The organism is Streptomyces smaragdinus (genome assembly GCF_009604385.1).
In the GTDB taxonomy this organism is placed as follows: Bacteria; Actinomycetota; Actinomycetes; order Streptomycetales; family Streptomycetaceae; genus Streptomyces; species Streptomyces smaragdinus.
In genome coordinates, this window is record NZ_WEGJ01000041.1 from 47,794 (window position 1) to 60,601 (window position 12,808).

14 protein-coding genes are annotated in these 12,808 nt (G+C 73.5%); 10 read left to right on the forward strand and 4 right to left on the reverse strand.

From position 1 onward, the window contains the following. Positions 1–87 precede the first annotated feature (87 nt). The 3 genes from SRB5_RS30645 to SRB5_RS30655 are packed head-to-tail and all read left to right on the forward strand — an operon-like array spanning position 88 to position 1,780. Positions 88–498 (forward strand): hypothetical protein, encoded by a 411-nt coding sequence (locus SRB5_RS30645; RefSeq protein ID WP_153456724.1) that lies wholly within the window; start codon positions 88–90, stop codon positions 496–498. Then, positions 495–1,004, forward strand: coding sequence for a thiol-disulfide oxidoreductase DCC family protein (locus SRB5_RS30650; RefSeq protein WP_153456747.1), 510 nt, complete (start codon positions 495–497; stop codon positions 1,002–1,004). Before SRB5_RS30645 ends, SRB5_RS30650 begins: the two co-directional genes overlap by 4 nt. 11 nt (positions 1,005–1,015) lie before the next feature. Then, a complete protein-coding gene (locus SRB5_RS30655) occupies positions 1,016–1,780 on the forward strand; it encodes a TetR/AcrR family transcriptional regulator (RefSeq protein WP_153456725.1) in 765 nt (254 codons plus the stop codon). Position 1,781: 1 nt separating this feature from the next. On the opposite strand, the gene SRB5_RS30660 is transcribed toward SRB5_RS30655, so the two are convergent. Together SRB5_RS30660 and SRB5_RS30665 are read right to left on the reverse strand one after the other, a co-directional pair. Next, the gene (locus tag SRB5_RS30660; RefSeq protein ID WP_153456726.1) at positions 1,782–2,705 is read right to left on the reverse strand and encodes a transglutaminase-like domain-containing protein; all 924 of its coding nucleotides are present in this window, start codon (positions 2,703–2,705) and stop codon (positions 1,782–1,784) included. A 123-nt stretch (positions 2,706–2,828) separates the two neighbouring features. Beyond that, positions 2,829–3,272 carry an Lrp/AsnC family transcriptional regulator gene (locus SRB5_RS30665; protein ID WP_153456727.1) on the reverse strand — a complete coding sequence of 148 codons (444 nt, stop codon included), beginning with the start codon at positions 3,270–3,272 and terminating at the stop codon, positions 2,829–2,831. Positions 3,273–3,364: 92 nt separating this feature from the next. Between SRB5_RS30665 and SRB5_RS30670 the strand changes: the two genes are divergently transcribed. Next, on the forward strand, positions 3,365–4,297 hold the full coding sequence (locus SRB5_RS30670) for an SMP-30/gluconolactonase/LRE family protein (RefSeq protein ID WP_153456728.1): 933 nt from the start codon (positions 3,365–3,367) through the stop codon (positions 4,295–4,297). Between the two features lie 4 nt (positions 4,298–4,301). Here the strand turns inward: SRB5_RS30670 and SRB5_RS30675 are convergent, their stop codons facing one another. Next, positions 4,302–4,796: a MarR family winged helix-turn-helix transcriptional regulator gene (locus tag SRB5_RS30675; protein WP_153456729.1), complete on the reverse strand. Its 495-nt coding sequence runs from the start codon at positions 4,794–4,796 to the stop codon at positions 4,302–4,304. 70 nt (positions 4,797–4,866) lie between these two features. On the opposite strand from SRB5_RS30675, the gene SRB5_RS30680 reads away from it, so the two are divergent. The 3 genes from SRB5_RS30680 to SRB5_RS30690 all read left to right on the forward strand — a co-directional run bounded on the left by SRB5_RS30680 (position 4,867) and on the right by SRB5_RS30690 (position 7,572). After that, positions 4,867–6,090 (forward strand): MFS transporter, encoded by a 1,224-nt coding sequence (locus SRB5_RS30680; RefSeq protein ID WP_153456730.1) that lies wholly within the window; start codon positions 4,867–4,869, stop codon positions 6,088–6,090. A 39-nt stretch (positions 6,091–6,129) separates the two neighbouring features. Beyond that, positions 6,130–6,867, forward strand: a complete 738-nt coding sequence (locus tag SRB5_RS30685; protein ID WP_153456731.1) for a hypothetical protein — start codon at positions 6,130–6,132, stop codon at positions 6,865–6,867. 93 nt (positions 6,868–6,960) lie between these two features. Continuing rightward, the gene (locus SRB5_RS30690; RefSeq protein ID WP_153456732.1) at positions 6,961–7,572 is read left to right on the forward strand and encodes a DUF6058 family natural product biosynthesis protein; all 612 of its coding nucleotides are present in this window, start codon (positions 6,961–6,963) and stop codon (positions 7,570–7,572) included. 8 nt (positions 7,573–7,580) lie between these two features. Here SRB5_RS30690 and SRB5_RS30695 read toward each other — a convergent pair whose 3' ends face one another. Next, positions 7,581–8,537, reverse strand: a complete 957-nt coding sequence (locus SRB5_RS30695; protein WP_153456733.1) for a helix-turn-helix transcriptional regulator — start codon at positions 8,535–8,537, stop codon at positions 7,581–7,583. A 61-nt stretch (positions 8,538–8,598) separates the two neighbouring features. On the opposite strand from SRB5_RS30695, the gene SRB5_RS30700 reads away from it, so the two are divergent. From SRB5_RS30700 to SRB5_RS30710, 3 genes are all read left to right on the forward strand, one after another. Continuing rightward, positions 8,599–10,125 carry an MFS transporter gene (locus SRB5_RS30700; RefSeq protein ID WP_153456734.1) on the forward strand — a complete coding sequence of 509 codons (1,527 nt, stop codon included), beginning with the start codon at positions 8,599–8,601 and terminating at the stop codon, positions 10,123–10,125. 119 nt (positions 10,126–10,244) lie between these two features. Then, the gene (locus SRB5_RS30705) at positions 10,245–11,228 is read left to right on the forward strand and encodes a sigma-70 family RNA polymerase sigma factor (RefSeq protein ID WP_153456735.1); all 984 of its coding nucleotides are present in this window, start codon (positions 10,245–10,247) and stop codon (positions 11,226–11,228) included. Positions 11,229–11,318: 90 nt separating this feature from the next. Continuing rightward, positions 11,319–12,743, forward strand: coding sequence for a DHA2 family efflux MFS transporter permease subunit (locus SRB5_RS30710; RefSeq protein ID WP_153456736.1), 1,425 nt, complete (start codon positions 11,319–11,321; stop codon positions 12,741–12,743). Positions 12,744–12,808 lie beyond the last annotated feature (65 nt).

The window sequence follows — 12,808 nt, forward strand, 5'->3', positions numbered from 1 at the left end:
TTCGTACCCATCAGTTGAACACGTTCAAGATTCCCGCTACCTTCCTGTCCGTAAGGAGAATTGAACACGTTCAAGGAAGGCGGAACCATGGATCTCACCGTGCTCACGTACGTGCTCTACATCGCCGTCAGCATCGGCCTCACCGTCTGGGTGGCCCGTACGCTGAGCCGCAACGGCAAGGTCTTCCTGGCCGACGCGATGCGCGGCAACGAACAGCTCGCGGACGCCGTGAACCATCTGCTCGTCGTCGGCTTCTACCTGGTCAACCTGGGCTTCGTGGCCCTGTTCCTGAAGACCGGCACCGACGTCGACAGCCAGCAGGAGGTCGTCGAGACCCTGGCCGGCAAGCTCGGCATCGTGCTGCTCGTCCTCGGCGGCATGCATCTGACCAACGTCTTCGTCCTCGGCCGCTACCGCCGCCGCAGCCTGCTGGAGCGCGAGCAGCAGCCCCCCGTCGAGCCCGACGCCTGGGCCGACGCCGCGCCGGCCGGGGCCTGAGTACCGTGCGGCTCACCCAGAACGCGGCGCGCACCGCCGCCCGGCCGCCGCTGCGCCGGCTGACGGTGCTGTACGACGCCGGCTGCTCGCTCTGCGTCTTCCTGCGGAACTGGCTCACCCGCCAGCGTCAGCTCGTACCGCTGGATCTGGTCCCCTGCGGCTCGGCCGAGGCGCGGCGCCGCTTCCCCGGGCTCGACCATCCGGCCACCCGCGAGGAGATCACCGTCGTCGGCGACGCGGGGCAGGTCTACCGGGGGGCGCGGGCGTGGATCGTGGTGCTGTGGGCGCTGCACGCGCACCGGGCCACCGCGCACCGGCTGTCGTCGGGGGCGGGGATGGGTCTGGCCCGGGCGGCGGTGCTGGCGGCGGCCAAGTACCGGGGGGCGCGTTCGGCAAGCTCCTGGGGCGGTGGGGCCTACCCGGCCCGGGACGGCTGGCGCTACCACCCGGCCCAGGGCTGGAGCCGGAATTGCACCGACGACGGATGCGCCGCCCCGCCCGGATAGTCTTCGACGACATGAAGCCCGAACCCGCCACCGAACCGGCCCCCGAGCAGTCCACGGGGGCCGGCCCGTCCGCGCCCGCGAAGACCAAGGGCGAGGAGACCCGCACGCTGATCCTCGAGACGGCGATGCGGCTCTTCCAGGAACGCGGGTACCACAAGACGACGATGCGGGCGATCGCCGCCGAGGCCGGGGTCTCGGTCGGCAACGCCTACTACTACTTCGACTCCAAGGCCGCCCTGATCACCGGCTTCTACGACCGGATGTCCCGCGAGCACGCGCTGGTGGCCCGGGAGCGGATGGCCGGGGTCACGGACTTCGGCGAGCGGATGGACATCGCCGTCATGGCCTGGGTGGACTGCGCGGCGCCGTACCACGAGTTCGCCGCCCAGTTCTTCTCCACGGCCGCCGATCCGGAGAGCCCGCTGAGCCCGTTCTCCGACGACTCGCATCCGGCGCGGGCGGAGGCGGTGGCCATCTTCCGGGACGTGCTGGACGGCTCGCAGCTCGGGCCGAAGATCGACGCCGAGCTGCGCCAGCTGCTGCCGGACCTGCTGTGGCTGCATCTGATGGGCGTCGTCCTGTACTGGGTCTTCGACCGTACGGAGGACACCGAGCGCACCCGCGCCTTCGTGCACCGGCTGACCCCCATGGTGTCGAAGGTCGTCCGCCTCACCCGCTACCGGGCGTTCCGGCCGCTGGTGCGCGAGGCGGTGGGGCTGATGGAGGAGTTCGTGATCCCCAAGGTCCGGGCCGGGGCCGAGGCCAGGGGCACGTAGGTCAGGCGGCCTCGGCGGGCAGCAGGACCTGGTGCTCGCCCGCGTACGCCGAGTGGGAGACGATCATGCGGGGCGCGCGCAGGCCCTCGTACGTACGGTAGAGCTCCCGCAGCCGGTCGAACCCGGCCGACGAGGACGCCTCGGCGGCGGCGTCCAGCACCGCGTAGTCGGCGCCCCCCAGTAGCTCCGGCACGGCCTCCGCGAGGCCCCAGCCGTCCCAGGGCAGCACCTCGACGCGGTTCAGGGCGGCGACGTCCTTCACCAGGTTGCCCTGGACCTCCGGCAGCCCGCGCAGCGCCTGCAGGACGCTGACGCCGAAGGTCAGCGGGTCGCGGCGGCCCGTACGGCAGGCGCGCCAGGCGTCGCCGGCGACGAGGAAGCGGTCGCGGGGGACGCGCAGCGGGTCGAAGGGGATCTCGTACCGCTCCTTCTCGGCGAGGGCCGCGACCGGATCGCCGAGCACCTGCGCGTCGGCGAGGGTCCAGCCGCGGGTCTCGTCCCAGTACTCGGTGACCCAGTGGTCCTCGTGGAAGTCCCGGACCAGGTACGTCGCGTAGCCGCAGCGGATCCGCGCGGGCGTGCCCGTGTGCCGCAACAGCGCGCTGTGCAGCAGGGCGAAGTCGCGGCACGTCCCGACGAACCGGTCGGCGAGACGGCGCGGCCGGGTGAGGGGGGCGGGGTCGCGGGCGAGGACGAGGCGGAGGATGTCGGCGGCGTAGCGGGTGTCGGGGTCGGAGGCGAGCCGGCCGGCCGGGATCTCCTCGGCGAAGCGCCACTCGGTCTCGACGGGGTGCATCATCAGGCCACGGACCAGCAGCGCCAACTCGCCCGGATCGGCGGGCAGTTCATCGGGCGGGCCCCCGGCCCCGAGGTCGGACGCGCGGCTCGGACGCAGGTAGAAGGCCCGTTCGTCGTCGGTGAGCATCGGCGGACTCCCAAGCGCGAGCGGTTGCTACGCGATCAGGCTGACAGGTTTTTCGCCGCGAACGCAAGGAGCCGTCGGGCCTCTTGACCATGCTGTACGGTCTGTCAGCAGGTCTGCCCTCGGTCACTCCCCGCGGACCGGCACCGGGCGTTCGAAGAACGTCTCCAGGACCACCGTCGCCCGGGTGCCGCTCACGCCCCCGATCGCGTACAGCCGGCGCAGGACGTCCTGCAGCTGCTCGGTCGTCGCGGTGCGGACCTTCACCAGCACCGACGCCTGACCTGCGATGACGTGCGCCTCCTGGATCTCCGGCAGGGCGGCGAAGAGGTCCGCCGACTCCCCCATCCAGGACGTCGACTCGACCATCACGTACGCCAGCACTCCCCCGCCGACGGCCGCCGGGTCGACGTCGACCGTGGTGCGGCGGATGACGCCGCGCTCGCGGAGCTTGCGCACGCGCTCGTGGGCGGCGCCCGCGGAGAGTCCGACGGCGGCGCCGAGGGCGGCGTAGGACTCGGTGGCGTCCTGCTGGAGGCGGGTCAGCAGGGCCCGGTCGATGGCGTCCATGGGTCTCCGTTCGGAATGTGCTTGCCGCGACAATATCCCATCCTGCAATACTCGCTTACGGCAGGAATTCATTCGGATAGGTGGGGTGTTCCATGGATACGCTGTACGAGTGCCTGGACGACCGGTTCCGCACCGGCCGCTGTATGAACGGCGACGACACGCTCGACGTGCTGTACACCGGGTGCCGCTGGGCGGAGGGGCCGCTGTATCTGCCGGCGTGGCGGCAGCTGGTCTGGAGCGACATCCCCAACGACCGGATGCTGCGCTGGGACGAGGAGACGGGCGCCGTCTCGGTCTTCCGCCGCGCGGCCGGGCACACCAACGGCAACACCCTCGACGGACAGGGCCGGATCGTCACCTGCGAGCAGGGCAACCGCCGGGTGACGCGCACCGAGCACAACGGGACGGTGACGGTGCTGGCCGACCGCTGGCAGGGCAAGCGGCTGAACAGCCCGAACGACGCGGCGGTGCGGTCCGACGGGACGGTGTACTTCTCCGACCCGGACTTCGGCATCACCAGCGACTACGAGGGCTATCGCGCGGACAGCGAGATCGGCGCGAACAACGTCTACCGGACCGACCCGGCGACGGGCGAGGTGCGGCTGGCGGCGGACGGCTTCGCGGCGCCGAACGGGCTGGTCTTCTCGGCGGACGAGCGGCAGCTGTACGTCTCGGACACCCGCGCCGGGTACATCCGGGTCTTCGACGTCCGCGAGGACGGCTCGCTGTCCGAGGGGCGGATCTTCGCCGAGGCGTCCGCCCGCCCCGAGGCCCGGTTCGACAACCTCCGCTTCGACGACGGCGGCAGGCTGTGGGCGGCGGCGATGAACGACGGCGTGCACTGCTACGACCCGGACGGGACGCTCATCGGGCGGATCAACGTACCGGAGGCGGTGTCGAACATCTCGTGGGGCGGGGCCAAGCGCAACCGGCTCTTCCTCACGGCGACGACCTCGCTGTACTCGCTGGTCAGCGGGGTGACGGGGGTGCACCCGACGGGGCCGGGGCGGCAGCCCTGGCGGTGAGCCGTCAGGACCGCTCGACCTCGGCCATCACCCGGCGCAGGAGGGCGGAGAGCCGGGCGCGTTCGGGCGCGGAGAGCACGCCCAGCACCCGGTCCTCCTCGTCGCCGAGCCGGTCCAGCGCCGCCCGCCACGCCGTCGTACCGGCCTCGGTGATCGCCACGTCGACGCGGCGGCGGTCGGTGGCGGACGGCGTGCGGACGAGGAACCCGCGGTGCTCCAGACCGTCGAGCCGGCCGGTGACGGAGGCGGGGGCGAGGTCCAGGTCGGCGGCGAGTTCGGAGGGGGTGGCGCGGCCGCCGCGGCCGGAGAGCTTGTGGAGGGTCTCGTACTCGTGGCGCTCCAGGCCGGTCTCGGTCAGGGAGCGCTCCTTCACCCGGCGCAGATGGTCCGTGAGCCGCTTGGCGCGGGTGACGATCCCCTCGATGTCCCGGTCGAGGTGGGGCAGCACGGCGAGCCAGTCGTCGAGGTGGGTGTCGGTCCAGTCGCGGGGGGCGGGCATGGCGGCATCGTAGCTCCGGCTCCATATATTTCGTTGACGAATAATTCGGCGTCGAAGTACTGTCGCGGCCATGCTGACCGCTGCCCCGCATCCGCTGCGGACGAGACGTTTCCGACTCCTGTTCACCAGCCGGGCGTTGGCCCTGCTCGGGGACGCCGTGACGCCCGTCGCGCTGGCCCTGGCCGTACTGCAGGTCACCGGTTCGACGAGTGACCTGGCGCTGCTGCTGGGCTGCGCGATGGTGCCGCGGCTGCTGTTGCTGCCGGTCGGCGGGGTGGCCGGGGACCGGTTCGACGCCCGGACGATCGGGATGGCCACCGCGCTCGTCCGGGCCGTGGCGCAGGTCTTCGTGGGCGTGCAGTTGCTCGGCGGGGCGCCGGAGCTGTGGCAGCTCGCGGTCGCCGAGGCGTGCGGGGGTGTGGCGACGGCGTTCGGGCAGCCGGCGTTCTCGCCGCTGGTCATCGGCACCGTCACGGAGCCGGCCGCGCGGCAGCGGGCGAACGCGGCGATCGGCGCCGCGACCTCCGCCAGCCGGCTCGCCGGGCCGCCGCTGGCGGGGGTGCTGCTGCTCGCGGAGGCGGGCTGGGCGTTCGTCGTGGTGGGCGTGGGCTATCTGGTGAGCGCGGGGCTGCTGGCGCTGGTGCGGGTCAGGCATGTGGCGCCAAAGCGGCGGCCGTTCTTCGCGGATCTGCGGCAGGGGTGGGCGGAGGTGCGGTCGCGGGACTGGTACTGGACGTCGCTCGTCGCGCACTCCGTGTGGAACGGCGCGGCGGCGGTGCTGGCCACGCTGGGGCCGGCCGTCGCGCTGGAGGAGCTGGGCGGGGAGGGCGCGTGGGTGGCGCTGACCACGGCCGGCGGGGCGGGGCTGCTGGTGGGCTCGCTCGTCGCCGACCGTGCGCGGCCGCGCAATCCGGTGCTGACGGGGAACCTGGGGCTGACGGTCTACGCCGCGCCGCTCGCCCTGCTGGCGGTGCCCGCGCCGCTGTGGGTGATCGTCGGGGCGTACGGGGTGGCGCAGGCGGCGCTGGGCTTCCTCAACCCCGTGTGGGAGACGGCCGTGCAGGACGCCATCCCGGGGCCGGTGCTGGCGCGGGTGGTGTCGTACGACTGGCTGCTGTCGCTCGCCGCGATGCCGGTCGGCTACGTGCTGGGCCCGCTGGCGGCCGGCGCGTGGGGGCCGGGGGTGCCGCTGGTGGCGGCGGCGGTGCTGGTGGCCGTGGCCTGCGCGGGGACGGCGGCGGTGCCGGGAGTGCGGGACTTCGGGCGGCGGTCGGTGGAACTCGCGGTGAAGTGAGGGTGGTTGGTTCTGCCGGGGGTCCGGCACCCTGGGCGTATGAATCGCTTTCGGGTGTCGGTCCTGGGGCTTCCCCGCGACCGGTTCGAGCAGGCCGTACGGATCGGGGTGCGGGTGCTCGAGGAGGGGCTGCCGGACGCGGGGCGGGAGAAGCCGGGGCCGGGGGTGGAGTATCTGAGCCCGGACGAGCTGACGCTGGTGCGGGTCACCGCCTGGGATCCGGACGTGGAGCATGCGGCGCGGCTGGAGTTCGACGACGGATTGGACTTCGTCGCGGAGGGCTCGGCGTCGCTCAGCAGTGTCGGGCGGCCCCGGGTGCTGCGGGTGTCGGGCGGGGTGATGTTCACCGGGCTGCGGTGGTTCCGCGGGTGGGGGCGGGTGGACTTCGCCCTGGAGCTGGATCTGGAGCGGTGGTGGGCGGCGGCGGGACCGCTGCGGAAGGCCGCCGACCGGCGGCGGGGGGCGCCGCTCACCGGGCGGGTCACCCATCGGGTGGGGGCCGTCGCGTTCCGGGTCACGCCGGCCGCGGACGGGACGGAGCGGTGGCGGATCACGCTGGAGCTGGCGCCGCGCGGGCGGGGGGTGTTCCGGGTGCCGGTGGCGGTCGCGGCGCGGGTCTTCCGGCGGCGGATCCGGGGCGGGATCGAGACGGGGCTGGCGGAAATGGCGGGCGAGTGGGACGAGGAGATGGCCGAGCTGGCGCGGATGACGCCGGAGGAACTGTACGGGGAGCTGGCCGCGGACCTGGCCGAGTCACTGGCCGGGGATGAGGGCTGAAGGCCCTGGTGGGGGGACGCGCGGGCGGAGTTGTCGGTGGCGTGTCCTAGAGTCGGGGGCTGACATCCATCGCACCGGCGACCCGAGGGGGACATGATGCCGATCGACCGCAGGACGGCTCTGGCGGCCCGCTTCCGTGAGGTCAACGGGGACCATCCGATGACCCCGGCCGACGACACCTATGTGAGCGGGCAGTTCACGGTGCTCGAGGAGCTGTGCGCCACCCGGGGCCAGGACCCCGACGAGGTGCGCGGGCAGATGCTCGTCGGACTGCTGCCGCTGCCCGGGTATCTGCGCTCGGACGGCGCGGAGATGGTGCCGGTCGACCTGTTCGCGCTGACCGACCGGGCCGGCGGGGTGGAGCGGCTGCACGGCTGGTTCACCGCGCACTGGGAGGACGCCGCCGAGGGGGAGGCCGAGTGGGCCGCGTATCTCAGCGGGCGGTACGTGTGCCTGGTGTCCGTCACGCCGACGACGATCCGGCGCAAGGACCATCTCGTCGCGGCGATAGACGCGGCGCTGCGGGCGCCGTCGCCGCACTCCACGGAGTGGCTGCGGCAGCTGCACGGGCTGGTGGACGAGCTGCATGTGCTGGAGCCGGCGTTCACGGCGTACGACCGGCTCCGCTTCGGTGGGCCGACGTCGCGGGACCGGTGCATAACGGCCGTGCGGGAGCGGTATCCGCGGCGGCGCGTGGCGGCCTGAGTTCTGGTTCAGCCCACCGCGCGGGTCACCCGCTCGCCGAGTTCGCGCAGATACGCCGTGAGCTCCGCCGGCTCGTGCACCTCGAAGTCGCAGCCCAGCCCCGCCAGTCGCAGCGCCGCCCAGTCCAGCGCCTCCGTCTCCAGCCGCAGCCGGCAGCGGTGCTCGTCCACGACCTCCAGCTGCCTCGCCGCGTCCCCCATCCGCGGCGCCAGCTCCTTGTACGGGGCGTGCAGCGTGGCCTCCACCCGGTACACGGGCCGGTCCCGCGTCATCCGCTCGCCGATGAACTCCGCGGGGCTCGCCGCCGGGAGCTGCCGGGGCGCCGCCCGGACGCCCGTGAGGAACGGCTTGGTCACCCGGTCCACGCGGAACACCCGCCAGTCCGCCCGCCCCTCGTCGTACGCGACGAGATACCAGCGCCGCCCGGCCGACACCAGCCCGTGCGGCTCCACCAGCCGCTTCGTCTCGGCGCCGTCCGCCGCCCGGTAGCCGAAGCGCAGCTTCTCCCGCGCCGCCGACGCCGTCGCCAGCGTGGTCAGCACCGTCGGGTCGATGCGCGGCCCCTGCCAGCGGTGCAGCGTCGTCGCCGACCCCAGGGACTTCACCCGGCGCCGCAGCCGCGACGGCAGCACCTGCTCCAGCTTCGCCAGCGCCCGTACGGACGCCTCCTCCACCCCCTCGACGTCACTGCTCGCGGCGCCGCGCAGCCCCACCGCGATCGCCACCGCCTCGTCGTCCTCCAGCAGCAGCGGCGGCATCGCCGCCCCCGCCACCAGCCGGTACCCGCCGACGGCGCCCCTCGTCGCCTCCACCGGATACCCCAGATCCCGCAGCCGCTCCACGTCACGCCGCACCGTCCGCGTCGTCACACCGAGCCGCCCCGCGAGCTCGCTCCCCGGCCATTCCCTGGGCGTCTGCAGCAGGGAGAGCAGTTGCAGCAGCCTCTTCGGAGTTTCTGTCGTCATGTTTCCAGCATCCCCGCCAACTAGGACCGGATCTGTCCTATACGGCTTCTAGTTTAGAGCCATGACCTCACACAACGCCCTTGAATCCGCCGCAGGGAACGGCCCGGCGACGGCGGCCGACCGCCGCCGCTGGATCGCCCTGGCCGTGCTGCTGACCGCGTCGTTCATGGACCTGGTGGACGCCACGATCGTGAACATCGCGCTGCCGTCCATCGCGGACGACCTCGGCGCCTCGTACACCGCCCTGCAGTGGGTGACCGGCGGCTACGCGCTCGCCTTTGCCATCGGGCTGATCACCGGCGGCCGGCTGGGCGACATCTACGGCCGGCGCAGGGTCTTCCTCCTCGGCATGGGAGGCTTCACGGCCGCCTCGCTGCTGTGCGGGATCGCCGGCGACCCGGATCTGCTGATCGCCGCGCGGTTCCTGCAGGGCGGGACGGCAGCGCTGATGGTGCCGCAGGTGCTGAGCATCATCCACGTCACCTTCCCCGCCGAGGAGCGCGGCAAGGTGTTCGGGATGTTCGGCGCGATCGTCGGGCTCGGCGCGGTCACCGGGCCGCTGCTCGGCGCGCTGCTCACCCAGTGGGACATCGCCGGTCTCGACTGGCGGCCGATCTTCCTGATCAACCTCCCGGTCGGCATCGCGGGTCTGATCATGGGCCGCCGCTACATCGACGAGTCCACCGCCCCGCAGGCCCTGCGGCTGGACCTGATCGGCGTGGTGCTGGCGAGCGCGGGGCTGCTGGCGCTGCTCTACCCGCTGACCACCGGGCGTGAGCACGACTGGCCCGTGTGGGGCTTCGTGTCGATGGCGGCGAGCGTGCCGCTGCTGATGGTGTTCGTGGCGTACGAGCGGTACAAGACGCGCAAGGACGGGTCGCCGCTGGTGGAGCTGTCGCTGTTCAAGGTGAAGCGGTTCGCCGCGGGGATCGGGGTGCAGCTGGCGTTCTCCGCGACGCTGGGTGTGTTCTTCCTGGTCTGGACGCTGTACATGCAGCTGGGCCTGGGCTGGACGCCGCTGCACGCGGGGCTGACCGGGGTGCCGTTCTCGATCGCGTGCTCGGCGGCGGCGGGGATGTCGGTGGGGAAGATCGCCCCGCTGCTGGGGGCCCGGCGGACGCTGCAGACCGGCGCGCTGACGATGGTCGCGGGCGGGCTGGTCTACCTGGGCTTCGCGGACCGGTACGGGACGGGGATCTCGTCGTGGCAGATGGTGCTGCCGCTGGTGCTGATGGGCGCCGGGATGGGACTGATCTTCGCGGTGCTGACGGACGCGATCCTCTCCGAGGCGCCGCGGGAGCACGCGGGTTCGGCGTCGGGGTTGATCAACACGACCAACCAGACGGGGTTCGCGCTCGGGCTGGGGCTGACGTCGGTGGTGTTCTTCTCCGTCGTCGACGAGAAGCTGCCGGTGGAGGGCCAGCGGGCGTTCGTCACGGCGTTCGGCAACGCGATGTGGTGGGTGAGCGGGGTGCTGGGGCTGGTGTTCCTGCTGATGTTCGCGCTGCCGAAGCGGGCGGCCGTGGCTCCGGACGCTCCGGTGCCGGCCGAGGAGGCCGCGCCGGAGAAGGTGCCGGCCGGGGTCTGAGACCTGGCTCTGTCGGACGGGCGGTCCTCCCGGGGCCGCCCGTTTCCGTGTGCGCCGATGAATCCGCGTGTTCCGGCGGGTCATTAGTCCGGCACAGTTCTGCAGAGAGGTAGGGGCAGATGGCGGACCGCGACGACTTCGCGCGGGTGGCTGATCCGTATCGGGGCGAGTTGCTCGCGCACTGCTACCGGATGCTCGGGTCGGTGCACGACGCCGAGGATCTGGTGCAGGACACCTATGTGCGCGCGTGGCGGGCGTTCGACCGGTTCGAGGGGCGGTCGTCCGTACGGGCCTGGCTCTACCGGATCGCCACCCGGGCCTGTCTGACGGCGCTGGAGCGGCGCGGGCGGCGGCCGTTGCCGTCGGGGCTCGGGGCGCCGGGGGCGTATCCGGAGCGCGGGCCGGGGCCGGCCGCCGACGCCGTGGAGTGGCTGGAGCCCTTCCCGGGGCCGTTCCGGGGGCCTTTCCCGGGGTCGTACGATCCGGCGGCGGCCGTCGCCGAGCGGGAGAGCGTACGGCTGGCGTTCGTCGCCGCGCTGCAGCATCTGCCCGCCCGGCAGCGGGCCGTCCTGCTGCTGCGGGAGGTGCTGGGGTGGACGGCGGCCGAGACCGCCGAGCTGCTGGACACGTCCTCGCCCGCCGTCAACAGCGCCCTGCAGCGCGCCCGCGACCGGCTGCGCGCGGTGGCGCCGCGGGAGGACGCCACCGCGCCGGGGCTGGACGACCGCACCGCGCAGGGGTTCCTGGACCGGTACGTGGAGGCGTTCGAGAAGGCCGACGTGGCGGGGCTGGTGGAGCTGCTGCGCGAGGACGTGGTGATGGAGATGCCACCGGTGCCGGTGTGGTTCCGGGGGCGGGCGGACGTGGCGGTGTTCCTCGCGTCCCACGTGCACCGGTTCGGGCCGGGCTTCTTCCGGCTGGTGCCCGTCGTGGCCAACGGGCAGCCCGCGTACGGGACGTACGCGCGGGCGGCGGACGGGTCGTATCACGCGGACGCGCTGCAGGTCGTCGACCTGACGGCCGGGGGAATCGCGCGGGTGACCGCGTTCCGCCGGCCGGTGCCGTTCGCGCGGTTCGGGCTGCCGGAGCGGCTCGACTCCTGAGATTTCCCGGGCGGCACCGATGAGCCGGGCCGGCCCCGCGGGTCTCTATCCCGTTGTTTCGACCGGACCACGGGACTGGAGATCACAGACATGACGCACGACTCGTCGGGCCGCCGGGGGTGGACGCTCGTACTGGCGTCGCTCGGCGGCTTCATGGCGACCCTGGACACGCTCGTGGTGGCCACCGCGCTGCCCGTGCTGCGGGTCGACCTGGGCGCGAGCCTGGCCGACCTCGAATGGACCGTCAACGCCTACAACCTGGCCCTCGCCTGCCTCATCCTCACCGCCGCCGCCCTCGGCGACCGGCTGGGCCGCAAACGCATGTACGTCACGGGGCTCGCCCTCTTCACCGCCGCCTCCGTCGCCGCCGCGCTCTCCGGCGGGCCGGGGCCGCTGATCGCCGCCCGCGCCGTGCAGGGCGCGGGCGCGGCGCTGGTGCTGCCGCTGGCGCTCACCCTCATCGCCGAGGCCTTCCCCGCCGAGAAGCGCGGGACGGCGATCGGGCTGTGGGCGGGGGTGAGCGGCCTCGCGGTCGCTGCGGGGCCCGCCGTCGGCGGGGCGATCGTGGAGGGGATCAGCTGGCAGTGGATCTTCTGGCTGAACGTGCCCGTGGGGCTCGTGCTGATCCCGCTGTCGCTGCTCAGGCTGACCGAGAGCCACGGCCCGCGGCCGCATCTGGACCTCGCCGGCGTGGTGCTGGCCGGGGGCGGGCTGCTGGCGCTGACCTGGGGGCCGGTGCGGGCGCCGGATCTGGGCTGGGGCAGCGGGGAGGTCGTCGCGTCGCTGGTCGCGGGGGCGGCGCTGGTCGCCGGGTTCCTGGTGTGGGAGCGGCGGGCGGCGCATCCGATGCTGCCGCTGGGCTTCTTCCGGCGGCCGGACTTCAGCGCGGCGAACGCGGTGGGGTTCTTGCAGGTCACGTCGCTGTACGGGGCGCTGTTCCTGTTCGTGCAGCTGATGCAGACGGCGATGCGGTACTCGCCGCTGGAGGCGGGGGTACGGATTCTGCCGTGGACGGCGACCCCGGCGGTCGTCGCGCCGCTGGCGGGGGCGCTCGCGGACCGGGTCGGCAACCGGCCGCTGCTGGTGGGCGGGATGACGCTGCAGGCCGTGGGCCTGGCGTGGGTCGCGTCGGCGGCGGGCGTGGACGCCGGGTACGGGGACCTCGTGGGCGGGCTGGTCACGGCGGGGGTGGGGATCTCGATGTGCCTGGCGCCGGTGGCCAACGCGGTCGTCGGGTCGGTGCCCCGGGCGGAGGCCGGGGTCGCCTCCGGGGTGAGCAACGCGCTGCGGCAGCTGGGCGGGGCGTTCGGGGTGGCGCTGGCGGCGGCGGTGTTCGCGCGCTACGGCGGGTACGGCGGGACGCGGGCGTTCCTCGACGGCTTCACGCCCGCGGTCTGGGTGACGGCGGGGGTGGCGGCGCTGGCGGTGCCGGTGGCGCTGTTCGCGGCGCCGCGCCGGCCGGCTCCGGCACCTGAGGTGCGGGAGCCGGCGGGCGAGCGGGCGCTGGTGGAGTAGGCGGCTACTGCCCCGGCCCGGGACGCGGGTCGGCGGGGGGCGTGTCCTTGGCCGGGGCGGGGGCG